The organism is Phenylobacterium sp., assembly GCF_036501465.1.
In the GTDB taxonomy this organism is placed as follows: Bacteria; Pseudomonadota; Alphaproteobacteria; order Caulobacterales; family Caulobacteraceae; genus Phenylobacterium.
Genome location: NZ_DASYAF010000152.1, coordinates 1 through 23,839, shown reverse-complemented (window position 1 = coordinate 23,839; position 23,839 = coordinate 1). Strand labels below are relative to the sequence as shown.

The 23,839-nt window shown below is 70.1% G+C and carries 19 protein-coding genes; 8 read left to right on the top strand and 11 right to left on the bottom strand.

Annotated features, from left to right (window positions below; genetic code table 11):
* Positions 1–239 precede the first annotated feature (239 nt).
* Complete coding sequence (locus tag VGL85_RS17255; protein WP_331590223.1) at positions 240–1,385, bottom strand: CaiB/BaiF CoA-transferase family protein; 1,146 nt, start codon at positions 1,383–1,385, stop codon at positions 240–242.
* An 82-nt stretch (positions 1,386–1,467) separates the two neighbouring features.
* Positions 1,468–2,244 carry an SDR family NAD(P)-dependent oxidoreductase gene (locus tag VGL85_RS17250; RefSeq protein WP_331590222.1) on the bottom strand — a complete coding sequence of 259 codons (777 nt, stop codon included), beginning with the start codon at positions 2,242–2,244 and terminating at the stop codon, positions 1,468–1,470.
* Positions 2,245–2,367: 123 nt separating this feature from the next.
* Here VGL85_RS17250 and VGL85_RS17245 point away from each other — a divergent pair, with 123 nt between their 5' ends.
* Positions 2,368–3,699, top strand: coding sequence for a diguanylate cyclase domain-containing protein (locus VGL85_RS17245; protein ID WP_331590221.1), 1,332 nt, complete (start codon positions 2,368–2,370; stop codon positions 3,697–3,699).
* Entirely contained in the window at positions 3,699–4,259 is a 561-nt protein-coding gene (locus tag VGL85_RS17240) for a hypothetical protein (protein WP_331590219.1), read from the top strand. The genes VGL85_RS17245 and VGL85_RS17240 overlap by 1 nt, the downstream gene beginning before the upstream one ends.
* A 4-nt stretch (positions 4,260–4,263) precedes the next feature.
* On the opposite strand, the gene VGL85_RS17235 is transcribed toward VGL85_RS17240, so the two are convergent.
* From VGL85_RS17235 to VGL85_RS17225, 3 genes are all read right to left on the bottom strand, one after another.
* A complete protein-coding gene (locus tag VGL85_RS17235) occupies positions 4,264–6,765 on the bottom strand; it encodes an ATP-binding protein (protein ID WP_331590218.1) in 2,502 nt (833 codons plus the stop codon).
* 116 nt (positions 6,766–6,881) lie between these two features.
* Entirely contained in the window at positions 6,882–10,331 is a 3,450-nt protein-coding gene (gene mfd / locus VGL85_RS17230) for a transcription-repair coupling factor (protein ID WP_331590235.1), read from the bottom strand.
* 43 nt (positions 10,332–10,374) lie between these two features.
* Entirely contained in the window at positions 10,375–10,659 is a 285-nt protein-coding gene (locus tag VGL85_RS17225; protein WP_331590217.1) for a succinate dehydrogenase assembly factor 2, read from the bottom strand.
* A gap of 61 nt (positions 10,660–10,720) precedes the next feature.
* Here VGL85_RS17225 and recG point away from each other — a divergent pair, with 61 nt between their 5' ends.
* On the top strand, positions 10,721–12,802 hold the full coding sequence (gene recG / locus VGL85_RS17220) for an ATP-dependent DNA helicase RecG (protein ID WP_331590216.1): 2,082 nt from the start codon (positions 10,721–10,723) through the stop codon (positions 12,800–12,802).
* Here the strand turns inward: recG and VGL85_RS17215 are convergent.
* From VGL85_RS17215 to kdsA, 5 genes are read right to left on the bottom strand one after another with little or no spacing between them, the layout of a single operon-like run.
* Positions 12,799–13,797, bottom strand: coding sequence for an NADP-dependent oxidoreductase (locus VGL85_RS17215; protein WP_331590215.1), 999 nt, complete (start codon positions 13,795–13,797; stop codon positions 12,799–12,801). The genes recG and VGL85_RS17215 overlap by 4 nt on opposite strands.
* Before the next feature lie 42 nt (positions 13,798–13,839).
* Positions 13,840–14,943: a DUF3089 domain-containing protein gene (locus VGL85_RS17210; RefSeq protein WP_331590214.1), complete on the bottom strand. Its 1,104-nt coding sequence runs from the start codon at positions 14,941–14,943 to the stop codon at positions 13,840–13,842.
* Between the two features lie 3 nt (positions 14,944–14,946).
* On the bottom strand, positions 14,947–15,948 hold the full coding sequence (gene rfaD / locus VGL85_RS17205) for an ADP-glyceromanno-heptose 6-epimerase (RefSeq protein ID WP_331590213.1): 1,002 nt from the start codon (positions 15,946–15,948) through the stop codon (positions 14,947–14,949).
* Complete coding sequence (rfaE2, locus tag VGL85_RS17200) at positions 15,945–17,414, bottom strand: D-glycero-beta-D-manno-heptose 1-phosphate adenylyltransferase (protein WP_331590212.1); 1,470 nt, start codon at positions 17,412–17,414, stop codon at positions 15,945–15,947. The genes rfaD and rfaE2 overlap by 4 nt, the downstream gene beginning before the upstream one ends.
* Before the next feature lie 33 nt (positions 17,415–17,447).
* Entirely contained in the window at positions 17,448–18,302 is an 855-nt protein-coding gene (gene kdsA, locus VGL85_RS17195) for a 3-deoxy-8-phosphooctulonate synthase (protein WP_331590211.1), read from the bottom strand.
* Between the two features lie 187 nt (positions 18,303–18,489).
* Between kdsA and VGL85_RS17190 the strand changes: the two genes are divergently transcribed.
* The 4 genes from VGL85_RS17190 (at position 18,490) to VGL85_RS17175 (ending at position 22,176) form a co-directional block, all read left to right on the top strand.
* A complete protein-coding gene (locus tag VGL85_RS17190) occupies positions 18,490–19,746 on the top strand; it encodes a cyclopropane-fatty-acyl-phospholipid synthase family protein (protein WP_331590209.1) in 1,257 nt (418 codons plus the stop codon).
* A gap of 70 nt (positions 19,747–19,816) precedes the next feature.
* Positions 19,817–20,830: a cysteine synthase A gene (locus tag VGL85_RS17185; protein WP_331590208.1), complete on the top strand. Its 1,014-nt coding sequence runs from the start codon at positions 19,817–19,819 to the stop codon at positions 20,828–20,830.
* The gene (gene sseA / locus VGL85_RS17180) at positions 20,827–21,669 is read left to right on the top strand and encodes a 3-mercaptopyruvate sulfurtransferase (RefSeq protein WP_331590206.1); all 843 of its coding nucleotides are present in this window, start codon (positions 20,827–20,829) and stop codon (positions 21,667–21,669) included. The genes VGL85_RS17185 and sseA overlap by 4 nt, the downstream gene beginning before the upstream one ends.
* Positions 21,670–21,720: 51 nt before the next feature.
* Complete coding sequence (locus VGL85_RS17175; RefSeq protein ID WP_331590234.1) at positions 21,721–22,176, top strand: GNAT family N-acetyltransferase; 456 nt, start codon at positions 21,721–21,723, stop codon at positions 22,174–22,176.
* Here VGL85_RS17175 and VGL85_RS17170 read toward each other — a convergent pair.
* Positions 22,173–23,276, bottom strand: coding sequence for an amino acid ABC transporter substrate-binding protein (locus tag VGL85_RS17170; protein WP_331590205.1), 1,104 nt, complete (start codon positions 23,274–23,276; stop codon positions 22,173–22,175). The two genes, VGL85_RS17175 and VGL85_RS17170, sit on opposite strands and share 4 nt — an antisense overlap.
* 93 nt (positions 23,277–23,369) lie before the next feature.
* Here VGL85_RS17170 and VGL85_RS17165 point away from each other — a divergent pair.
* The coding region (locus VGL85_RS17165; RefSeq protein WP_331590204.1) for a PLP-dependent transferase at positions 23,370–23,839 on the top strand (470 nt) is incomplete at its 3' end.

Genomic DNA, 23,839 nt, shown 5'->3' with positions numbered 1-23,839 from the left:
GAACAACTTCCGATCGACAACTCGCCCATCAGGCGAGCGCGGCGCGGGCGAACGATCGCCGCCGCCTGCCTCATTTCCGGCGCCCATATGGAAACGGCGCGCCACCGGTGAAGGTGGCGCGCCGCCGATGGGCGTGTCGTTCCATCAGATCGTCCGACGCTTCGAGGGACGGGAGAGCGCGCCGAACAACCTGGGATCAATTTGCGCGGGCCCGGCTGAACCCAAGCTGAACGCGCGCGTCAGGAAACGGAATCCTTCACCGGTGTGTCCGCCGCTTCCAAGGCGACGATCTCGGCGGCGGAGAAGCCCCAGTCGGCCAGCGCCTCGCGGTTGTGGCCACCCACCGCCGGCGGTGGGCCCTGGATCGCTCCCGGTGTGGCGGAGAAGCGCGGCGCGGGCGCCGGCTGGGTGACCCCGGCCACCTCGACGAAGGTCTGGCGCGCGGCGTTGTGCGGATGCTTCGGCGCCTCGTCGAGGTCGAGCACCGGGGCGAAGCAGACATCGGTGGCGTCCATGATCGCGCACCAGTCCGCCTGGGTCTTCGTCGCGATCACCGCAGCCAGCTTTTCGCGCAGCTGCGGCCATGCGGAGCGGTCCATCTGGCGGACGAAGTCCGGATCGTCGATCCCGGTCTTCTCCAGCAGCAAGGCGTAGAACTGCGGCTCGATGGAGCCGATCGAGATCCACTTGCCGTCGGCGCATTGGTAGGTGTCGTAGAAGTGGGCGCCGCCATCCAGCAGGTTGTGCCGCCGCGCCTCCTTCCACATGCCCGAGGCCTTGAAGCCGTAGAACATGGCCATCAGCGAGGCGGCGCCGTCGCTCATGGCGCAGTCGATGACCTGGCCCTGGCCGGTCTCCCGGGCGTGGATCACGCCAGCCAGCACGCCGAACGCCAAGTAGAGCGCCCCGCCCCCGAAATCGCCCACCAGGTTCAGCGGTGGCACAGGCTTGTCGGCCGTGCCGATGGCGTGCAGGGCGCCGGTGATGGCGATGTAGTTCATGTCGTGGCCGGCGGCGTTGGCGTAGGGGCCGGTCTGTCCCCAGCCGGTCATGCGGCCGAACACCAGCTTCGGATTGCGCTTCAGGGCTGCGTCCGGCCCCAGGCCCAGCCGCTCCATCACGCCTGGGCGAAAGCCCTCGATGATCGCGTCGGCCTTCTCCATCAGCTTCAGGCAGGCCTCGATGGCTTTGGAGTCCTTGAGGTCCAGCGCCACCGAGCGGCGCCCGCGCGAGGTGATGTCGCTGGGCGCGCCGCCTCGGCCGCCCTTGCGGTCGATCCGCACCACGTCGGCGCCCAGGTCAGAAAGCAGCATGCCGCAGAACGGCCCCGGCCCGATGCCGGCGAACTCCACCACCTTCACCCCGGTCAGCGGCCCCTGGCGCATAAGCTCACTCCCACGTCTGTTGACGCGCGAGTAAAGCGCCCTGCCCCCAGGTTAGCCAATAGGGGGTCGGCCGAGGACCTTGCTAGCCGCCGCCCGGCAGGGTCTGGCCGTCGTCGACCAGGATCAGCTGGCCGGTGATCGCCTTGGCCGCCGGGCCGGCCAGCATCAGCAGGGCCGCATCGAGGTCCTCCGCCGCCATCAGTCGCCGTTTCGGGAAGCGCTTCAGCTGCGCCGCGCCGCCCTCGCTGTCGAACCAGTCGGCGTTGATGTCGGTGAGCACATAGCCGGGCCCCAGCGCATTGACCGAAACGCCCCGCCTGGCCCACTCGCGGGCCATGGCCCGGGTCATCATCGCCACCGCCGCCTTCGAGGCGCAGTAGACCGACAGCCCCGGCAGGTTGGTCTGGGCCGCCACCGAGGCGATGTTGACGATCCGGCCGGCCTCACGCTCGGCCACACCCGAGGCGAACATCCGCTTCGCCGCCTCCTGGGCCGCGAAATAGACCCCGCGCACATTGACGTCGAAGGTCTGGTCGAAGGTCTCCTGCGTCATCTCCAGCGCCATGCCGGAGCCGCTGACGCCGGCGTTGTTGATCAGGATCGAGATGGGCCCCAGCGCCGCCTCGACCTCGTCGAAGGCCGGACCGATCGCGGCGGGGGCGGCGACGTCCAGGCGCAGCGCCATGGCCTTGTGACCCTGCCCCGCCAGTTCGCCGGCCAGCGCCTCGACCATCTCCAGCCGCCGCGCCGTCAGGGCCACCGCCGCGCCCTCCCGGGCCAGGACCGTGGCGAAATGGGCGCCAAGCCCGCCGGAAGCGCCGGTTATGACTGCAACCTGACCTTGCAGACTTGCGCCCATCTTCAACCTCCTTAACCCTTCTGCCGCTGTCGTATCCTAGGGTGCCCGGCTATGGTGATCGGACTTGAGTCAGACGCCCGGGCGAGCTTTACGGGGCAAGCCGGGTTGAGAGGAAGGCACTAGATGACGGCGGGCGTCCAGGCGCGCATCCTGATCGTGGCGCGCGACGACACCCTGGCGGGTCCCCTCGCCGAGGGGTTGGACCGGCTGGGCTGGCGCACCATCACCGCGCGCAGCCGCACCGCGGCCGTGACCGCCATCACCGACCTGCAGATCGAAGGCGCGATCATCGACCTGAAGGGCGTGGGCGAAGAGGCCCTGGGCCTGGCGCGCCGCCTGAAGGCCGCCTGCGCGCCGCGCAAGCTGCCGGTGATCGCCATCGGCGACCCCGACCCGATCCTGGAGACCTACGGCTTCGACGTGACCCTGGCCGCGCCGCTGCACCCGGCCCAGGCCGCCATGCGCCTGGAAACCCTGGTGCGCACCGCCGTCGCCGAGGAGGAGTTCGACCTCCGCTCCGAGACCTTCGCCGAATTCGGCCGCACCCTCGGCCAGCCCGAGAACGACGTCAGCCCCTATCGCGTGCTGGCCATCGGGGAGCCCGCGCCGCAGTTCCTGGCGCTCTCCAACGCCTTGCTCCGCAACGGCGCCGATGTGGTGGGCGCCTTCACCGCCTACACCGCCTTCGACTATCTGCACGAACGGATCTTCGACGCGGTGGTGCTGTGGGCCGGCGACAATCCGCAGGAGGCGCTCAGCATCGCCGCGGGCCTGCGCCGCAACACGCGCCTCTATCACACGCCCGCCCTGCTCTACATGCGCAAGGAAACCTACGTCACGACCTCGGAGGCCTTCCACCGGGGCCTGTCGGACGTGGCCTCGCCGGAAACGCCGGAGAGCGAGACCGCACGGCGGATCATCGAACTCGCCCGTAGCTATCGCCGCCAGATGGGGGTGCGCGCGGCCCTCGAGGCGGCGCGCAGCTCGGGGCTGATGGATTCAGCGACCGGCCTTTTCACCCGCGACCTGTTCGCCGCCCACCTGAGCCGCCTCGCCCAGGCGGCCAAGCAGCGCAACCGCGCGCTCAGCGTCTGTGTTCTGAAGGTCGCCGACAAGCCGGAGCTGAGCACGGCCCGGAGTTCCGGCTGGCTGGATCGGGCCATCCCGCAGATCGGCTCCATGGTTGGCCGCCTGGTGCGGGTGGAAGACACCGCCGCGCGCCTGGGCCCCGAAGTCTTCGCCCTCGCGCTGCCCAACACGCCCGGGCCCAACGGCCGCCTGGCGGGCGAGCGGATCGCCGCGGTGATCGGCTGCACAGCCTTCGAGGCGGGTGAAGGCAATTCTCCGTTCGTCGTGGAGTTCGACCTGGGCGTGGCCCCGGTCACCTCCGCTGAGTCCGCGGGCCGCGCGCTGGAAGAAGCCGCCGCCCGAGCCCATGGCCTGAAAGCGAGCTGATGCCCCCGACTTCCCCGAACGCGTCGCCCTGGGCGACGCTGATTCCGATCGTCATCGCCATGGGACTGGTGATCCTGCGCAATTCACGCGCGCGGCGCGTGCGCATCGAGGCGATGTGGGTCGCCCCGGTGATCATCGTGGCGTTGATCGGATTTGCACTGTGGGGCGAGGGCAAGGCGTCAGCCGGCCTGGGCCGCGGCCCGCAGTTCACGCCGGTCTCGATCGGCCTCGACGCGGCGGGCCTGATCGTCGGCGCCCTGCTCGGCTGGTGGCGCGCCCGTTTCACCAACATCACCATCGATCCGGCCACCCACGAACTGACCAGCCGCGCCTCGCCGATCGGCATGGTGGTGATCCTGGGCATACTGGTGATCCGCACCGCGGTCCGCGCCTATGCGGCCCAGAACGCCAGCGCGCTCGGCGAATGGGCGGGCCCGATCACCGATGCGCTACTGGTGATGTCGTTGGGTCTGGTCTGCGCCCAGCGCCTGGAGATCTATCTGCGCGCCAGCCACCTGCTCGCCGAGGCGCGGGCAAACGCTCCGCCGCCGCAGTCTTAGCCAGTCAGACCGCCAGCCGCTGATCGTCCTGCGGCGCGCCCGACAGGATCTCGGCCAGGATATCCACCAGCGCCTCCGGCTTGATCGGCTTGGACAGGTGGTGATCGGCGCCCGCCGCGCGGGTCGCGGTCACGTGCTCAGCCAGGGCGTCGGCGGTGAGCGCCACGATCGGCGTGCGCGGCCCGCCGCGTTCGGCCTCCGCCGCGCGGATCGCCCGCGTCGCGGTCAGGCCGTCGACGTTGGGCATGTGCAGATCCATCAGAATCAGGTCGTAGCGCCCGGCCGCCTCGGCTTCGATGGCGGCCGCCCCGTCCTCGACGATGGTCAGGTCGACGCCCAGCGGCTCGAGGATCAGGGCCACGACACGCTGGTTCACGGGGTGATCCTCGGCCAGCAGCACGCGGCAGCCGCCGAGCGCCGCGCTCAGGTCGTCGGCTTCCTCGGCCTCCCCTTCGGAAAGCAGGCAGACGGTCGGCAGGGAAAGCTGGGCGAAGAAGGTCGAGCCGGCGCCCGGCTCGGATTCCGCCCAGACGCGACCACCCATCATCTGGGCCAGGGAGGCGCAGATCGCCAGGCCCAGGCCCGTGCCGCCAAAGCGTCGCGTGATCGAGACGTCCGCCTGCTCGAAGCGCTGGAACAGCCGGGCCGCCACCTCGGGGCCGAAACCGATCCCGGTGTCGCGCACGGCGAACAGCACGCCATCGTCGTTGCGGCTGACCTCCAGCTTGACCTGGCCGGCCTCGGTGAACTTCACGGCGTTGGAGAGGAAGTTATTGAGGATCTGGGTGATCCGCAGGGAGTCGCCATGGACCCCGCCGGCGGCCGTCTCGTCCACCTGCCAGGTCAGCGACAAGCCCTTGGCCTCGGCGGCGGCGCGATGCAGCTCGGCCACCCGGCGCACGCAGACCTCCATCTCGAAGGACTCTTCGTCCAGCGCCAGTTGACCGGCCTCGATCTTCGAGAAGTCCAGGATGTCGGTCAGCACCTGCTCCAGCAGGCGGCCGGAGGAGATGATCAGCGCCGCCATCTCCTTGTCTTCCGGGTTGGTCTGCCGCTCGGCCAGCAGGTGCGAGAGCGCCACCACCCCGTTCAGAGGCGTGCGCAGTTCGTGGCTCATGGTCGCCAGGAACGAGGACTTGGCCTGGTTGGCGCGGTCGAGTTCGGCGGTGCGCTCGCGCACCCGGTCCTCAAGGCCGTTGGTCAGCGCCTGCGAACGGGCCCGTGCGGCAGTAAGCGCGCGCGCCAGTTCGCCGATCTCGTCATGCCGCAACTCCAGCTTGCGGGAGGTCGAGACCTCGCCGCCGGCCTTGGCGTCGGCCACCAGGGATTCCATCGGCCGCACGAACAGGCTGCGCGCCCACAGCAGGATCAACGCCGCCTGGGCGAGCGCGCCCAGCAGGCCGATGCCCAGCAGCGGCAGGGCCGACTGCGAGGCGGCCTTCACCACCGCCGCCTTGGGCAGGGTCATCAGGAAGTACCAGCGCGAGTCGATGTGGCCATAGGCGACGAGTTGCTTCCCGTCGGGGCTGTCGGCCACGCCATATTCCCGGCCCTGGGCGCGGATCGTCCGGGCCAGGTCGTGGAGCTTCAGCTTCTCCTCGTAGGTGCGGATCGCCGGCGCCGTGACATATTTGGTCGCCACGAAGCCCGGATAGGCGATCAGCGAGCCTTGCTCGTCGATGATCAGGTTCACGGCGCCCGGCAGGGTGTCGCGCATCGCGGACAGGAAGTGCGAGCCCATCTGCATGGTGTCGGCCCAGGTGCCCACATAGCGGCCGTGCAGGTAGATCGGCGTGATGCAGGCTGAGACCATCGACCTGTGGCTGCGGTCGGTGAGCAGCGGCGTGAGCTTTGTGCAGCCCGTGGCCCCGGTGGGATCGTTCTGGGGCAGGCTCATCTTCACCAGGTCGACATGCGTCAGGTCGAGGGTGCTGGGCGCGTCGTGGTTGTAGAAGCTGATCTTCTCCGGATGGTCCGGGGTGAACATGATCAGCCGATTGGACGGGCCGGCGAAATAGAAGTTGTCGAAGCCGGCCCGATCGGCCTCGCCCGAGGCGCGGACTACATAGGTCATGGCCATCATCAGGCGCTTGTCGTCGTCGCTGACGTGGGCGCCGTCGCTCATGAAGGCGGTCAGGCCGTAGAGCCGATCGCCGCCCACCGCCACGCCGCTGGCAAGCTCCGGCGCGCTGCGCCGGGTTCCGTCGGCCAGCAGGGGGAAGAAGCGGTCGAAGTCGCGCACCGCCTGCCTGGGATCCTGGGTGTCATAGCGCAGGGCCAGCGCCTGGGTGGCCGAGAGGTGCTTGGTGCGGACCTCCTCGAAGATCGCCTGCTCGGCCTTGGTGCGCTGCTCCACATAGAGCTTCAGGTCGGCGACCCGCATCTGCTCCACGCGATCGCGGAACATGACAAAGGCCGCGATCGTCCCCGTCGCCGTGAAGGCGAGTGAGATCGCCAGCAAGCCGCCCAGCAGCTTCTGAGACAGGGACAGTGACTTAAGGCGCATGCCGGAAGGGGTCCCCCCAAAGGACACCGCCAATTTGGCCGATCAAGCTTTGCGATTGGCTTAATGGGCAACAGTGTTCGCCGACTGCGACAATCGGCCCACCGGCGGAGGGTCGCCTATGCGGCGAGCTTGGCCAGCTCGGTCAGGATCCGTTCGGCGGCGCCCAGGCGCTGCTCCGGCGTCTCCCACTCCCCCTTCACCACCACCCGGTGATCGGGCCGGATGCGCCAGGCGACCTGGTTCTTCTGGACGTACTGCACCAGGCCCAGGCTATTCTTGAAATCGTCGCCCCGGAAGCTGACGACCGCCCCTTTCGGCCCGACGTCGATCTTGGCGACGTTGGCCTCGCGGCAGAGACCCTTGATGGCCACCACCTTCAGGAGCTGGCCGGCCTCGGGCGGCAGGGGCCCGAAGCGGTCGATCAGTTCAGCGGCCAGGGCTTCGCGGTCCTGCGCCTTCTCGGCGTCGCTGAGGCGGCGATAGAGCGACAGGCGCACATTGAGGTCCGGCACATAGTCCTCGGGGATCAGCACGGCCGCGCCGGTGTTGATCTGCGGCGACCAACCCCGGTCGGTTTCGGCGCCGTCCGCGTCGGTGCGCGCCTTCAGTTCGTTCACCGCGTCCTCCAGCATCTGCTGGTAGAGCTCGACGCCGATCTCGCGGATATGGCCGGACTGCTCCTCGCCCAGCAGGTTGCCGCCGCCGCGGATGTCCAGGTCGTGGCTGGCGAGCTGGAAGCCGGCGCCCAGGCTGTCCAGCGACTGCAGCACCTTCAGCCGCCGCTCGGCCGACAGCGTGATCTGTTTCTCCGAGGGCGTGGTCATGTAGGCGTAGGCCCGCGCCTTGGCTCGGCCGACCCGGCCGCGCAGCTGGTAGAGCTGGGCCAGGCCGAACATATCGGCGCGGTGGATGACCAGGGTGTTGGCGGTCGGGATGTCGAGGCCGCTCTCCACGATCGTGGTCGAGAGCAGCACATCGTACTGGCCGTCGTAGAAGGCGCTCATCACCGCTTCGAGCTGGGTCGGCGCCATCTGGCCGTGGCCGACCAGGAACTTCACCTCCGGGACCTGCTCGCGCAGGAACCGCTCCAGGTCCGGCAGGTCGGAGATGCGCGGGGCCACATAGTAGGCCTGGCCGCCGCGGTATTTCTCCCGCAGCAGCGCCTCGCGGACGACGACCGGGTCCCAGGGCGTGATGTAGGTGCGCACCGCCAGGCGATCGACCGGCGGGGTGGCGATGATCGACATCTCGCGGATGCCCGAAAGCGACATCTGCAGGGTGCGCGGGATCGGCGTGGCGGTGAGCGTCAGCATGTGCACGTCGGCCCGAAGCTCCTTGAGCTTCTCCTTGTGCTTGACCCCGAAGTGCTGCTCCTCGTCGACGATCACCAGGCCGAGGGTCTTGAAGCTCACCTGCTTGCTCAGCACCGCGTGGGTGCCGACCACGATCTCGACCTCGCCCCTGGCCAGGGCCTCGCGGGTCTCGGCGGCCTCCCTGGCGGGGACCATGCGCGAGAGGCGCCGCACGCGCACCGGCCAGCCCTCGAACCGCTCGGAGAAGGTCTTGTAGTGCTGGCGCGCGAGCAAGGTCGTGGGCGCCACGATCGCCACCTGCTGGCCGCTCATCGCCACCACGAAGGCGGCGCGCAAGGCGACCTCGGTCTTGCCGAAGCCCACGTCGCCGCAGATCAGCCGGTCCATCGGCTTGCCGGCCGCCAGGTCCTCCAGCACGTCGCCGATGGCGGCCAGCTGGTCGTCGGTCTCCTCGTAGGGGAACCGCGCGCAGAACTCGTCGAAGACGCCGTGCGGCGGGTCCACCGCCTCGGTGCTGCGCATGGCGCGCTCGGCTGCGATGCGGATCAAGCCCTCGGCCATGTCGCGCAGGCGGGCCTTCGCCCTCGCCTTCCGCGCCTGCCAGGCCGCGCCGCCCAGCCGGTCGAGGATCACGCCCTCGCTGTCGGCGCCGTAGCGGGTCAGCAGGTCGATGTTCTCCACCGGCAGATAGAGCTTGGCCTCGCCGCCGTAGTGGATCTCCAGGGTGTCATGCGGCGCGCCGGCCACGTCGAGGGTCTTCAACCCCTCGTAGCGGCCGATGCCGTGGTCGATGTGGACGACCAGGTCGCCCTGGGTGAGCGCGCTGGCCTCGGCCAGGAAGTTGGAGGCGCGCCGCCGGCGTCTGGGCCGCGCCAGCCGGTCGCCCAGGATGTCGGTCTCGGAGATGACCGCCAGCGCGTCGGTCTCGAAGCCGGCGTCCAGCGGCAGCACCACGCGCTGCGGCGTCTTCGGGCTCGCCGCCCTGGCCGCATCCCAATAGGGCGCGAATGGCAGGCTGCTGAGGCCATGATCGGCCAGCATGGAGCCCAGGCGATCGGAGGAGCCCTCCGTCCAGGACGCGAACAGCACGCGTTTTCCGCCGCTTGCCAGCGCCGTAGCATGGGCGGCGGTGGCCTCGAACAGGTTGACGCTGTCGCGCTGGCGTTCGGGGGCGAAGCTGCGCCCGGCGCGCGCGCCCATGTCGATCACCGTCGCGCCCTCGGCCTCCTGGAAGGACGAGAACCGCCGCGTCGGCCGCTCGGCGAGCCGGCCCTGCCATTCCTTGTCGGTGAGGTAGAGGCGGTCCGGCTCCAGCGGATGATAATGCTGCCGGCGCTCGGTGGCCGAGCGCGCCTCATAGGCGTCGGCGATCATCGCCATCCGCTCGTCGTGCGCCTCGCGGGCCAGGTGGTCGAGCGCGACCAGGGCGTCCTTGGGCAGATAGTCGAAGAGGGTCGCCATCTGCGGATAGAACAGCGGCAGCCAATGCTCCATCCCGGCCCGCCGCCCACCCTCGGAGACGGTGGCGTAGAGCGGATCGTCGCCGGCCGCGCCGAAGGTCTCCAGATAGCCGGCGCGGAAGCGCGAGACCGCCTCCTTGTCCAGCAGGGCCTCGCTGACCGGCAGCAGGCTGACATCCTTCAGCTGCCGCGTCGAACGCTGGGTTTCCGGATCGAAACCGCGGATCGACTCCAGAGTGTCGCCGAACAGGTCCAGACGCACCGGCTCCTCGGCGGTCGGCGGGAAGACGTCGATCACCCCGCCACGGATCGCGAACTCGCCCTTTTCCGAGACCGTCGAGGCGCGCTGGTAGCCGTTGACCGCGAAATAGGCCTCCAGGTCGGCGATCTCGACGCTGTTGCCGACCCTGGCCGAATAGCTGGCCCGCTGCACCGAGGCCTGCGGCGGCGTCCGCTGCAACAGGGCCGGGACCGAGGTCACCAAGAGGCGCGGCGTCGCATCCAGTCCGTCGGCCAGGCGCGACAGCGTGGTCATCCGCGCCGCGGCGACGCCGGGCGACGGGCCGACGCGGTCGTAGGGCAGGCAATCCCAGGCCGGGAAGGTCAGCACCTCGACCCCAGGCGCGAAGAAGCAGAAGGCGTCGACGAAGGCTGACAGGCGCGCGCCGTCGCGGGCGACGAACACGGAAAGGCCTTTGCGGGCCTTCACGACGTCGGCCATCACCAGGGCGTCGAAGCCCTCCGGCGCGCCGACCAGGTCGAGCCGGCCGGGATCGTCGGTCACACGGCGCAGCTCGGCCGCGCTCACCGCGCGGGGCGCGCTGGGGCGACCGGCGTCATCCGCCACGGGCTTCTCCCACGCCAACTTCGAAGCGGAAGGCTTTGATCCGGTTCAAAATCTCATGATCGAATTCGGGCGGCGTCGCGCACGTCCCGACGATCCAGCCATAGAGGTCGTGGTCGGGCTGCTCGAGCAGGACTTCGAAGGTGTCCAGCTCCGCCGCGCTCATGGCCGGGACATGCTTGTCCGCGAACGGCCCCAGAATGAGGTCCGCTTCCCTGAAGCCCCGCCGCCACGCGCGGAACCTCAGCTTTTTCAGCCGGGCGTCGTTGTCAGTCATACGAAGAGTGGCCGGATATAGAGCGGGCGGGACCTGAGCGCCAGTCGGCTATGCTGCAATCATGCGGCCGGAGATTCTGTTCCCGCTCTTCGCACCGATCGACACGCTGAAAGGCGTGGGCGCGCGCGTGGCCCCGCTGCTGGCCAAGGTGGCGGGCGGCGACAAGGTGCGCGACGTGGCGTTCCTGCGGCCGCATTCCCTGGTCCGGCGCACGCCCGCGACCCTGGAGTCGGCGCTCGACGGCCAGATCATGACCTTCGAGGTCACCGTCGACGAATATCAGCGCCCGCGCACCCAGGCCCAGCCATGGCGGGTGCGGGTGAGCGACCCCACCGGCTTCATGACCCTGGTGTTCTTCGGCCGCTTCGCCGACCAGCTGGAACGGCGTCATCCCCCGGGCTCGAAGCGGATCATCTCCGGCAAGGTGGAGGACGAGCGGTTCGGCCGCCAGATGGTCCATCCCGACTACATGGTCGAACCGGCCAAGCGCGACGAGATCCCCGAGCTGGAGGCGATCTATCCGGCGACCGAGGGCCTGCCGGCCCGGCGTGTGCGCACCTTCGCCCTGGAGGCCCTGGAGCGCGCGCCGGACCTGCCGGAGTGGCAGGACGCCGCCTGGCTTAAGCGCGAGCGCTTCCCCGCCTGGCGCGAGGCCCTGGCGCGGCTGCACAATCCCGAAAGCGAGGCCGACCTGTCGCCGGCCTCCCCTCACCTGCGCCGCCTGGCTTATGACGAGCTGCTGGCCCAGCAACTGGCCATGGCCCAACGCAAGGCCGCGCGCCGGCGTGAACCCGCCGCGCGCGTCTCCGCCAGCGAAACCGCCGCCCGCATCCAGGCCGACCTGCCCTTCGCCTTCACCGGCGCCCAGGTCCGTGCGCTCGGCGAGATCCGCGCCGACCTGGCCGCGGGCGAGCGGATGAGCCGATTGACCCAGGGCGACGTCGGCTCCGGCAAGACCGTAGTGGCCATGTGCGCCATGGCCGACGTGGCGGCCGGCGGCGGCCAGAGCGCGCTCATGGCGCCCACCGAGATCCTCGCCCGCCAGCACTACGAGACCATCTCCGGCCCGCTCACCGACCACGGCGTCGGCGTGATCCTGCTGACTGGCCGCGACAAGGGCGCAGGCCGCGCCGAGAAGCTGCGCGCGCTCGCCTCGGGCGCAGCCAAGGTGGCGGTCGGCACCCACGCGCTCTTCCAGGACGAGGTCGCGTTCGATCGCCTGGAGCTGGCGGTGATCGACGAACAGCACCGCTTCGGAGTGAGCGAACGCCAGCGGCTGCAGCAGAAGGGCGAGGCGGTGCATCTGCTGGCCATGTCGGCCACGCCGATCCCCAGGACCCTGGAGCTCACGCTCTACGGCGACCTGGACGTCAGCCGCATCGAGGAGAAACCGCCCGGCCGCACGCCGGTCGCCACCCGCGCCGCGCCCATGACCCGGCTGCCGGAAGTCGAGGCGCGCCTGCACGAGGCGGTGCGCAGCGGCGCCCAGGCCTTCTGGATCTGCCCGCTGGTCTCGGAGTCCGAGCTTGTCGACCTGAAGGCCGCCGAGACCCGCGCCGCGGAGCTGCGCAAAACCCTGGGCGCCCGCGTCGGCCTCGTGCACGGCAAGCTCGCCGCCGCCGAGAAGGACGCGGTGATGGCCGACTTCGCCGACGGCCGCGTCTCGGTGCTGGTCGCCACCACCGTGGTCGAGGTCGGCGTCAATGTGCCGAACGCCACCATCATGGTCATCGAGCAGGCCGAACGCTTCGGACTGGCCCAGCTGCACCAGCTGCGCGGCCGGGTCGGGCGCGGCCACCGCGAAAGCTCCTGCGTCCTGCTCTACGACCCGCCGCTGTCGGAGACCGCCCAGAAGCGGCTCGACATCCTGCGGCGCACCGACGACGGCTTCCTGATCGCCGAGACCGACCTGGAGCTGCGCGGCGGCGGCGACGCGCTCGGCCTCAAGCAGTCCGGCTTCCCCGACTACATCTTCGCCGACGTCATCGGCCCGCACCGCGACCTGATCGCCGCGGCCGGCGACGACGCGCGCCTGATCGTGGCGCGCGATCCGGAGCTGAAAGGCGAGCGCGGCAAGGCGCTGGCCGTGCTGCAGGAACTGTTCGACTGGAAGGCCGGATTGGGGCTTCGGGACGCCGGCTAGCGCACCTTGATCATCCGCTTGCCGCGGTTCTCGCCGGCCAGCAGGCCGATCAGGGCCGCGGGGGTATTTTCCAGCCCCTCGATCACGTCCTCCTGCACCTTGAGCTGCCCGCTCTCCACCCAGCCCTTCAGCGCCGCCAGCGCTTCCTCGCGCCGCGCGTCGAAGTCGTAGAGCACGAAACCGCGCAGGGTCAGGCGCTTGGTGACGATCAGGCCCGGCACGCCGCGAGGCCCGTGCGGCGGCGGCGCGCCGTCGTACTGCGAGAGCGCCCCGCAGCAGGCGATCCGGCCGTGCAGGTTCATGGCGAACAGGCAGGCCTCGAAGATATCGCCGCCCACATTGTCGAAGTAGACGTCGATCCCACCCAGCTCGCGCAGCTGGCGCTTGAAGTCCGCGGCCTTGTAGTCGAGCGCCTGGTCGAACCCGAGATCCTCCGTCAGCCAGCGGCCCTTCGCCTCGCCGCCGGCGATACCGACCACGCGGCAGCCTTTGATCCTGGCGATCTGGCCCACGATGTTGCCCACCGACCCGGCGGCCGCCGACACCACGACGGTGTCGCCGGCCTTCGGCTGGCCGCAGTCCAGAAGGCCGAAATATGCGGTGAGGCCGGCCACGCCATAGACGCTCATCAGATGGGTCATGGGCTGCATCGGCGGCAGCTTGGCGAGCCGCTTGCCCGGCAGGACCGCATAGTCTTGCCAGCCGGTGTCAGCGAAGACCAGGTCGCCGGGCGCGAGGTGGCCGACGCCGGAGCGCACCACTTCCGCCAGGGCGCCGCCGGACATCACCTGGCCGCTCTCCAGGGCCGAACGGTAGGTCGCGCCCTGCATCCAGGCGCGGTTGGCGGCGTCGAGCGAAATGTAGCGCGTGCGCAAGAGCACCTCGCCCTCGCCTGCCTCCGGCGCCGCGCCCTCGGTCAGGCGGAAGTGCTCTGGCGCCAGCTTGTCGCCGCCAGGCAGGCGGTCGAGCAGGATCTGACGGTTGGCTTCGGCCATGGCGGTCCCCTTCCCTCTGTTCTCCCCAGTCGGACGCCAGGCTCAGCGGCGGGTCAAGGCCGCGATCCGCCCCCGGACGTCGGCCTCCAGGTCGGCGTAGAACAGGTTGTAAGGCGGCGACATCCGCCGTTCGGCCCATGACCCCGAGGGCTTCAGCGACGAGGACCGGGGCGTCGAGACCCGCAGCACCCCGCCTTCGCACTGGGCGGAGACCTGCCGCGCCAGGAAGGCGGGACGCGCGCCCCACTCCAGCCCCGTGGCGTTGGCGGCGCCCAGGTTCATCCGCGCCGGGGCGGGCGCGTCGGTCGTCGCGCCCAGGATCGGGTTGAAGCAAAGCGCTGGCCCGCGCAGGTTCTGCAGCTCGTCGGCGACATTCCAGACCAGGGCGCGGTCCAGCAGCACCTTGCCGCGCTCGATCTCGCTTTCCGGCGCGCTGGCCCAGGCGGCGAGGCAAGCCGCCTGGTCGCGCCGCTCGCAGGGCGGCAGCGGCGGATGGGCGGCGTCCACCACGGTCTCGATCAGATAGGCCCCGGCCAGGCGGGCGCGCAGCGCCGGGTTGGGCGCGATCTCCTCGGCCACCAGCCGCTCGGCGAGCGCGCCGCCCTGCTCGACGCCCACCACCACGAACGGCCGGTCGTCACCGTAGTGGTCGCGCCACTGGCGGAAGGCCGCCGCTACGTCGCCATAGGGGAAGCGGCGGGCGTCCTTGGCGTCGTCGTTCAGGCTCAGCAGGCTGTAGAGCCCCGCCTGGCGATAGCGCGGCGCGAAGATGCGGCCCAGGCGTTTGAACGGCCCGGCGTAGTTGGGCACCATCACCCGGCGGAAGACCTTGTCGGCCTTGGGGTCGTCGTAGCGGTCGTTCCAGTCCCGCCCACCCTCGAAGGTGGTCGGCGAGACGAAGAAGACGTCGGCCGCCGGCGCGCCGGGCGCGGGCGCCTCGGGGTGATCGGGCAGCAGGAACCAGGCCTTGCGCTCTCCATAGTCCGGCGCCGGCGGCGGACGGTAGGTCTGGAAGGGCGTACGCGGGTCCAGCGACCAGCGGATCAGGTCGCCGCGGAAGCCGATGACCGCCGAGCTCAGCAGCAACAGGATGACCAGCAGCCCGCCCGCGACCCAGCGCCTCGAGCGTGGCCGCGCCTCGCTCATGGGTCAGCGGTAGGGATCGGGCTGGCTGAGATAGGTTCGGACGTAGTCGCCGATCCCCTCCTCCAGCGGCGTCATGGGCCTGGCGTAGCCGGCGGCCTTCAGCCGCTCCATCTTCGCCTGCGTGAAATACTGGTACTTGTCGCGGATCGCTGGCGGCATGGGCGTGTAGTCGATCTGCGGGGCCTTGCCGGCGGCGGCGAACACCGCGCGCGCCATGTCCTCGAAGGTCCTGGCCTCGCCGGAGCCGAGGTTGAAGAGGCCGCTGACCTGTTCGTTCTGCGTCAGCCACTGGGTGATGTCGGCCACGTCGCGCACATAGACGAAATCGCGCTTCTGGCCGCCGTCCGGCACGCCCTCGCGGTAGCTCTTGAACAGTTGCACGCCCTGGCCGTCGCGCACGTGCGGCCAGATCTGCGAGGCCACCGACTTCATGGAGCGTTTGTGCTCCTCGTTCGGCCCATAGACGTTGAAGAACTTCAACCCGACCCACTGCGGCGGGGCGTAGTCGCGGGCGGCCTGGCGCGTCGCGAAGACGTCGAACAGCGCCTTCGACCAGCCGTAGGTGTTCAGCGGGCGCAGCGCCGCCAGGGCCTCGTAGCTGTTGTCGTCGTCGAAGCCGTGCTCGCCCGCGCCATAGGTCGCCGCCGACGAGGCGTAGATCAGCCTGCGCTGCCGGTCGGCGCACCAGCGGAACAGGTCGCGGCTGAGCGTGAAGTTGGAGTGGACGATCTTGTCGGCGTCCGGCTCGGTCGTCGAGGAGACCGCCGCCATGTGGATCACCACCTCGACGTCGCGCCAGCGCTTCTCCAGCCAGTCGAACATCATCTCCGGCGCCACGAAATCGCCGATCGGATGCTTGGCGATATTGCGCCACTTGCCGAGCTCGGCCTCGCGCAGCCGGTCGCAGACCACGACGTCGAGCGCCCGGTCCTCGGCCAGCTTGGCCACGATATTGGAGCCGATGAAGCCCGCCCCGCCGGTGACGAAGACGATCCGGCGGCTCATCGCTCGCCCACCTTCATCTTGGCGATGGCCGCGGTGGTGGAATAGCCCTCGACGATGGCGGCCAGCTTGACCTCGCCGCCCCAGCTCCTGACCTCGGCCGCGCCCACCACCTCGCTCTCGGCGTAGTCGGCGCCCTTGATCAGCACATCGGGCTTGGCCGCGTCGATCAGGCTGAGCGGCGTGTCGTCTTCGAAGGGGACCACCAGGTCCACCGAGCCCAGGCCGGCCAGCACCAGGGCGCGGCTCTCCAGGTCGTTCACCGGGCGGCCATCGCCCTTCAGGCGGCGCACGCTGTCATCCGAATTCAGCCCGACGATCAGCCGGTCGCACCAGGCCTTGGCCTGGGTCAGGTAGGCCACATGGCCCTTGTGCAGGATGTCGAAGCAGCCGTTGGTGAAGCCCACCTTCAGCCCCTTGGTCCGCCAGCGCGCGACCTCCTCGACCATCCGCCCGGGCGTGGCGACCTTGGCCTCGGCCGGCGCCATGTGGGCGGAAATCGCCGCCTCCACCAGCTCGTCCGGCGAGACGGTGGCGGTGCCGATCTTGCCCACGGCCACGCCGGAGGCGAGCTGGGCGAAGGCTATGGCGTCTTCGACAGAGACCTCGGTGGCCATGGCCAGGCCGAGCGCCGCCAGCGTCGTGTCGCCCGCGCCCGAAGCGTCGAACACCTCGCGCGCCACGGTCGGGAAGTGGCGCACTTCCTCGCCCCGGACCGCCAGGGAGATGCCCTTGGACGCGCGGGTGACCAGGATCGCCTTGGCGTCCCACAGCGCCAGGGCCGCGATCAGGGCGCCCTCGATCTGGATGTCCGTCTCGGTCGCCATGTCGGTAGCGTGGGCCAGTTCGGCGGCGTTGGGCTTGATCAGGTCCACGTCGCCATAGCGGGCGAAGGACCGGGCCTTGGAATCCACCACCACCTTGCCGCCGCTCTCCGCCGCCGCCTCGCGGCAGGCGGCGATTACCGCCTCGGTGATGACCCCCTTGCCGTAGTCGGACAGCAGGATCACGCCGGCGTCCTTGGCCACGTCGCGGATGGTGCGGACCAGGCGCTGCTCCACCTCGCCGCCCACCGGACGGCTGGCCTCCAGGTCCACGCGGAGCAACTGCTGGCCGCCGGAGACGAAACGGGTCTTCAGCGTGGTCGGCCGCTCGGTGTCGGTGACCAGATAGCCCTCGACGCCGGCCTCCTCGCCCACCAGGCGCAGCGCCTCCATGCCCTCGTTGTCGGAGCCGACCACGCCCACCAGCGACACCTCGCCGCCGAGCGCGGCGACGTTGCGCGCCACATTGCCCGAGGCGCCCAGCATCATCAGCTCACGCGAGCGGGCCAGCACCGGCACCGGGGCTTCCGGCGAGACCCGGCTCACCTCGCCATAGACGAAGCGGTCCACCATCAGGTCGCCCACGCAGGCCACCCGCCGGCCGGCGGCCAGGCTGAGCAGATGCTGGAGCGCGGAGAGGTCCATGCGGCAGCGGTGTGCGGCGCGTTGGGCGCGGGGTCAAGCCGCCAGCGCGGCGGCGCGGATGGCTTTCAGCGTCGCCAGAAGCGCGCCCGACCCAGCCAGCGGCAGGCAGCTCAGGGCGTCGCAGAGCGCCTTGTCCGGCTCCGGATGGAACTCCAGGAACACCGCGTCGGCGCCGGCCGCCACGGCGCACTTGGCGATGGTCGGCACCCCACCGCGCCGCCCGCCCGTGGCGGTGGAGTTGCTGCGCGGATCGGCGCCGGGAAGCTGCACCGCGTGGGTGGCGTCGATGCTCACCGGCACGCCCAGGGTCTGCAGCTCCTCGATGGCCAGCATGTCGACCACCAGGTTGTTGTAGCCGAACGACGCCCCGCGCTCGCACAGGATGGTGAAATCGCCCTGGGTGGCCTCGCGGATCTTGTCGACGATGCCCTTGCAGTCCCAGGGCGCCAGGAACTGGCCCTTCTTGACGTGCAGCCAGCCGCCGGAGGCCTGCACCGCCCGCGCCGCGGCGATCACCAGGTCGGTCTGGCGGCAGAGGAAGGCCGGGATCTGCACCACGTCGGCCACCGCCGCCACCGCCTCGACCTGGCCGATCTCGTGAATGTCGGTGACGATCGGCACATTGTGGCGCGCCTTCACCGCGGCCAGGATGCGCAGGCCCTCCTCCAGGCCGGGGCCACGATAGGAATGGATCGACGAGCGGTTGGCCTTGTCGAAACTGGCCTTGAATACATAGGGCAGGCCGAGCTCGGCGCAGACGCCCTTGAGGTGCTCGGCGGTCTCCAGCGCCAGGCCCTCGCTTTCCAGCACGTTCAGGCCGGCCATGACCAGCAGCGGCCCGTCGCCGCCGATGGCGAGGTTCCAGCGATCCAGGTTCAAGACGGGCATCAGCGTCCCCGTTGCGTTCCGTGCGGGCTAAGTGGCGCGCGTTGCGGGCCTTCACAAGGCTTCATTGTGCGGCTACCCGCGTCCAAGGCGGTAGCCGCGAGCGTATAGGATCAAAGGGGGCGTGGTTTGGCTCTCGCCAGTCTTCTGTGGTGGTATCATTGCCAGTGAGCGTTCGGGGGAAGCGATCATGACCGTGGCCCAAGGCCCTTCGCTGGCGAGCCTCGCCGGCGACCGCCGCGCGTTCGGCCGCCTGCCCGAGCTGTCGGGCGCCCCCGCCGTGTTCCGCGCCGCCGTGCGCCTGATCGCACGCAACTGGACCATCGGGACCGTGACCTTCGTCATGCCGTCCGGCCGCGAGCTGCGCATCGAGGGGGCCGAGCCCGGCTCCGACGCCCAGATCCTGATCCGGGATTTCCGCTTCATCCGCCGCGCGCTGGCCGCCGGCGATATCGGCTTCGCCGAGGCCTATATGGCCGGCGAGTTCGACACCCCCGACCTGCCCGACCTGCTCTACGTCTTCGCCGCCAACTGGGACCGGGTGCAGCACGTCACCATGGGCAATCCGCTGACCTGGACGCTCAACCGGCTGCGCCACGCCTTCCGCCGCAACAGCCGCCGCGGATCGAAGAAGAACATCCACGCCCACTACGACCTCGGGAACGCCTTCTACGAGCGCTGGCTTGACCCGACGATGACCTATTCCTCGGCGCTCTACCGGACGCCCGGGCAGGCGCTCTCCGAGGCCCAGACCGCCAAGTACCGGGCCCTGGCCGAGAGCATGGGCCTGCGCTCGGGCCAGAGCGTGCTGGAAATCGGCTGCGGCTGGGGCGGCTTCGCCGAATTCGCCGCCCGCGAGGTGGGCGCCAAGGTCACCGGCATCACCATCAGCCAAGAGCAGTTCGACTACGCCCGCGAGCGGATATTCCGCCAGGGCCTGGCCGAACAGGCCGAAATCCGCATGGTCGACTACCGCGACGTCGATGGCCGCTTCGACCGCGTGGCCTCCATCGAGATGTTCGAGGCGGTGGGCGAACGCTACTGGCCGACCTATTTCGGCAAGATCCGCGAGAACTTGGCCGACGGCGGCCGCGCCGGCCTGCAGATCATCACCATCAAGGACGCGTACTTCGAGGAGTATCGCAGCCGTTCCGACTTCATCCAGAAGTACGTCTTCCCGGGCGGCATGTTGCCGTCCGAAGAACGGCTTCGCCGGGTGACCGACAAGGCGGGCCTAGCCTGGACCCAGATCGAGCGGTTCGGCCAGGACTATGCCGCCACCCTGGCGGAGTGGCACCAGCGTTTCGACGCGGCCTGGTCGGACGTGCGCCCCCTGGGCTTCGACGAACGGTTCCGCAAGCTCTGGAAATTCTACCTCAGCTACTGCGAGGCCGGCTTCCGCACCGAGCGGACCGACGTCGTCCAGCTGGCCCTCGCCAAGGCCTGAGACCGCCCTCAGATTTCCTGCGGATCATTTGGCCCTTCCGCAACGGCGCCGCCGCGCTTAGGTAGCGGCGATGAGCAATCCCCGGCCAAATCCCCGTAGCGTCCTGGAGGCGGTGGGAAACACGCCGCTCATCCGCCTGAACCGCGCCAGCGCCGCCACCGGCTGTGAAATCTGGGGCAAGGCCGAGTTCCTCAATCCCGGCCAATCGGTAAAGGACCGCGCCGCCCTGTTCATGGTGCGAGACGCCGAACGTCGTGGGACGCTGAGGCCCGGCGGGCGGATCGTCGAGGGCACGGCCGGGAACACCGGCATCGGCCTGGCCATGGTCGCCAAGGCCCTCGGCTACGGCTGCACCATCGTCATCCCGCGCACCCAGAGCCAGGAGAAGAAGGACGCCATCCGGATCTATGGCGCGGACCTGGTGGAGGTGGACGCGGTCCCCTACGCCAACGAGATGAACTATGTGAAGGTTTCCGGCCGCTTGGCGCAGGAACTTGACGAGAAAGAACCGAACGGCGCGGTCTGGGCGCAGCAGTTCGACAACGTCGCCAACCGCCAGGCGCATGTCGAGACGACCGGCCCGGAGATCTGGGCGCAGACCGACGGCAAGATCGACGGCTTCATCTGCGCCGTGGGCTCCGGCGGCACCCTGGCGGGCGTCGCCGAGGCGCTGAAGGCGCGCAATCCCGGCATCGCCATCGGCCTGGCCGACCCGCACGGCGCGGCGCTCTACAGCTACTACACGACCGGCGAACTGAAGTCGGCCGGTGACTCGATCACCGAAGGCATCGGCCAGGGCCGCATCACCGCCAACCTCGAGGGTCTCTCGGTCGACAACGCCTATCGCATCTCCGACGAGGAGATGCTGCTGGCCCTCTTCGACCTGGTGGAACACGAAGGCCTGGTGATGGGCGGCTCGACGGGCATCAATATCGCCGGCGCGATCCGCCTGGCCAAGGATCTGGGGCCCGGCAAGACCATCGTCACGGTGCTCGCCGACTACGGCCAGCGCTATCAGTCCAAGATCTACAATCCCGCGTTCCTGCGCGAGCGCGGCCTGCCGACGCCCGCCTGGCTCGAATGACCGATCCCCTCGTCTCCACGGCCTGGCTGGCCGAGCGCCTGAGTTCGGAAGACATCCGCATCGTGGACGCGACCTGGTTCATGCCGGGCGAGGGCAAGACGGGCGCCGAGGCCTATGCGGCCGGTCACATCCCGGGCGCGGTGTTCTTCGACATCGACGCGATCGCCGACCATGCCACCGACCTGCCGCACATGCTGCCCAGCGACGCCGCCTTCGCCGAGGCCGCGGGCGCGCTGGGCCTGCGCCGCGACCTCATCACCGTGGTCTATGACGGCCAGGGCATCTTCTCCGCGCCGCGCGTCTGGTGGACGCTCCGGGTCATGGGGTTCCCCGAGGCCTTCGTCCTCGACGGCGGTCTGAAGGCTTGGCGCGCCGAGGGCCGGCCGCTCGAGACCGCCGCGCCCGACATCACCGTCACCACGATCGAGCCCGCCTTCGACCCCAGCCTGGTGCGCGACCTCGACGCCGTACGCGCGACGCTCGCCGGCCACGACGCCCAGCTGGTCGACGCCCGCAGCGCGGCCCGCTTCCGCGGCGAGGCGCCGGAGCCACGCGTGGGGCTGAGGAGCGGCCACATGCCGGGCGCCCGGAACGTGCCCTGGAACGGCCTCGTCAAGCCTGACGGCACGATGAAGGCGGGGCCGGAGCTGAAGGCCGCCTTCCAGGCCGCCGGGGTGGATCTGAACGGGCCCATCGTCACCACCTGCGGCTCCGGCGTCAGCGCGTCCCTGCTGGCCCTGGCCCTGGCCCGGCTGGGCCGCGACGACGTGGCGGTCTATGACGGCTCCTGGACCGAGTGGGGCGGCCGCGCCGACACCCCCATCGTCACCGGAGCCTGATCCATCGAAATCCGCCGCGCCGTCCCCACCGACGCCGCCCTGTTGCCGGGCGTGGAGCGTTCGGCCGGTCGCCGGTTTCTCGGCACCGAGCGCGCCAATGTGGCCTTCCACAAGCCGACGCCAGCGAAATGGTACGCCCCGCGCATCCCGCAGGGCCTGATCTGGGTCGCCGCCGACCGGAACAAACCCATCGGCTTCGCCAGCATCGAGCCGTTCGAAGACGCCCTGCACCTCTGGGAGTTGGCCGTGCGTCTCGCCGCCCAGGGGCGCGGCGCGGGGACGGCGCTGATCGAAGCCGTGGCGGACGACGCCCGGGCTCGCGGCCTGCCGGCGGTGACGCTCACCACCTTCCGCGATCTCAGCTGGAATGCGCCCTTCTATGCCCGGCGCGGCTTCGTCGAGGTTTCGCAGGATGAAACCCGGCCCCGGCTTGCGGACCTACGCGAGCACGAGCGCAGCCTGGGCCTCGACGTGAGCGCCCGTTGCGCCATGAGCTTGGCGCTCTAGCGGAACGGCGGCGCGTAGAGCAGGCCGGGCTTCGGCGCGTTCCACAGGGCGTTCAGGCCCCGGTCCAGCTTCAGGGCCGACTTCGCCCCGATGTTGCGGTCGAAGATCTCCTGATAGCCACCGACCTGGCGGATCACCTGGTAAGCCCAGTCGCGGTTCAGGCCGAGCAGCGCGCCGTAGTTCGCGTCCACACCCAGCAGCCGGCGCACTTCCGGATTGCCGGAGGTGTCGCGCGCCGAGGCCACCGTCTTCGACGACAACCCCATCTCCTCGCCCAGGATGGTGGCGTAGACGCTCCAGCGCACGATGTCGGCCCAGACCGGATCGTTCTGCCGCACGACCGGCCCCAGCGGCTCCTTTGAGATCACGTCCGGCAGGATTACGTGGGCGCTCGGGTTGTTCAGCACCGAACGCGACCCGGCGAGCGCCGAGATGTCCGCCGTGAACACGTCGCAGCCCTCGTTCTCGTAGAGCCGGCGCGCCTCCGCCTCCGACGCCACCACGATGGGTTTGTAGCTGAGGCCGCGGGCGTGGAAGAAGTCGGCCAGGTTGTCCTGGCTGGCCGTGCCCGACTGCACGCAGATCCGCGCGCCCGACAGCTCCTGGGCGCTGGAGAGGCCCAGCGCCTTCGGCGCCAGGAAGCCCTGGCCGTCGAAATAGGTGGTGGCCGCGAAGTCGAGGCCCAGGCCCGCGTCGCGCGAGAAGCTCCAGGAGGTGTTGCGCGACAGGATGTCGATCTCGCCGCGCTGCAGGGCCCCGAACCGGTCGGGGCCGCCGATGGCCACGAAGCGCACCTTGCCCGCGTCGCCCAGCACCGCGGCCGCCACGGCCCGGCAGAAGTCCACGTCGAAGCCGCGCCACGAGCCGCGCACGTCCGGATAGGCGAATCCCGGCAGGCCGGGATTGACCCCGCAGCTTACATAGCCGCGCTTCCTCACCGCGTTCAGCACCTTGCTGGGCGTGGCGTGGTAGCGGACGGTGAAGGTGGTCGCGGCCTTCGGCGCTGGCGTCGCCGCAGGCTTGGAGCCGCCGTCGCAGCCGGCCAGGACCAACCCCAGAAATAGGATCGCGAGGCCCGTGACGGCCGCCTTGCGGATCATCGCTGCTCCTTGAAAGAGCCGGGCCTCGGGCTCTATGTGCCCCAGAACCGCTGCCACGCACTCTCGCCCGACAGCCCGGACCCCGCAACCCGAATGACCGTCAAAGGCCGACCTGAAACCCGCCTGATCCGCGCCGGTCACGATGCGGGCCGCGCGGCCAAGACCGTCGGGCCGGCGGTGCAGAAGGGCTCGACGGTGCTGCTGCCGGACGCCGCCAGCCTCTACCCGAGCGACGACACCCTGACCTACGGCCGCCAGGGACTGTCGGCGCAGTTCGCCCTGCAGGCCGCGATCTGCGAGCTGGAGAACGCCCGGGCCGCCACCCTCTATCCGTCCGGCATCGGCGCCCTCACCGGCCCGCTGCTGGCCGTGCTGAAGACCGGCGACGAGGTGCTGGTGGTCGACACCGTCTACAAACCCACGCGCCGGTTCTGTGACGAGGTGCTCCGGCGTTTCGGCGTCGCCGTGCGCTATTACGATCCCCGGCAGCCGCCGGAGGCGCTGGTGGGCGAAGCCTCCGACGCCACGCGCCTGATCCTGATGGAGAGCCCCGGCTCGCTCAG

Bases quoted from the DNA above. Each gene is read 5' to 3' on its own strand.
- VGL85_RS17215 (WP_331590215.1), bottom strand. From the start codon at position 13,797: ATGGCCGAAGCCAACCGTCAGATCCTGCTCGACCGCCTGCCTGGCGGC.
- rfaD (WP_331590213.1), bottom strand. From the start codon at position 15,948: ATGAGCCGCCGGATCGTCTTCGTCACCGGCGGGGCGGGCTTCATCGGC.
- sseA (WP_331590206.1), top strand. From the start codon at position 20,827: ATGACCGATCCCCTCGTCTCCACGGCCTGGCTGGCCGAGCGCCTGAGT.
- VGL85_RS17250 (WP_331590222.1), bottom strand. From the start codon at position 2,244: ATGGGCGCAAGTCTGCAAGGTCAGGTTGCAGTCATAACCGGCGCTTCC.
- VGL85_RS17235 (WP_331590218.1), bottom strand. From the start codon at position 6,765: ATGCGCCTTAAGTCACTGTCCCTGTCTCAGAAGCTGCTGGGCGGCTTG.
- VGL85_RS17185 (WP_331590208.1), top strand. From the start codon at position 19,817: ATGAGCAATCCCCGGCCAAATCCCCGTAGCGTCCTGGAGGCGGTGGGA.
- VGL85_RS17170 (WP_331590205.1), bottom strand. From the start codon at position 23,276: ATGATCCGCAAGGCGGCCGTCACGGGCCTCGCGATCCTATTTCTGGGG.
- VGL85_RS17245 (WP_331590221.1), top strand. From the start codon at position 2,368: ATGACGGCGGGCGTCCAGGCGCGCATCCTGATCGTGGCGCGCGACGAC.
- kdsA (WP_331590211.1), bottom strand. From the start codon at position 18,302: ATGCCCGTCTTGAACCTGGATCGCTGGAACCTCGCCATCGGCGGCGAC.
- recG (WP_331590216.1), top strand. From the start codon at position 10,721: ATGCGGCCGGAGATTCTGTTCCCGCTCTTCGCACCGATCGACACGCTG.
- VGL85_RS17225 (WP_331590217.1), bottom strand. From the start codon at position 10,659: ATGACTGACAACGACGCCCGGCTGAAAAAGCTGAGGTTCCGCGCGTGG.
- rfaE2 (WP_331590212.1), bottom strand. From the start codon at position 17,414: ATGGACCTCTCCGCGCTCCAGCATCTGCTCAGCCTGGCCGCCGGCCGG.
- VGL85_RS17255 (WP_331590223.1), bottom strand. From the start codon at position 1,385: ATGCGCCAGGGGCCGCTGACCGGGGTGAAGGTGGTGGAGTTCGCCGGC.
- VGL85_RS17210 (WP_331590214.1), bottom strand. From the start codon at position 14,943: ATGAGCGAGGCGCGGCCACGCTCGAGGCGCTGGGTCGCGGGCGGGCTG.
- VGL85_RS17240 (WP_331590219.1), top strand. From the start codon at position 3,699: ATGCCCCCGACTTCCCCGAACGCGTCGCCCTGGGCGACGCTGATTCCG.
- VGL85_RS17190 (WP_331590209.1), top strand. From the start codon at position 18,490: ATGACCGTGGCCCAAGGCCCTTCGCTGGCGAGCCTCGCCGGCGACCGC.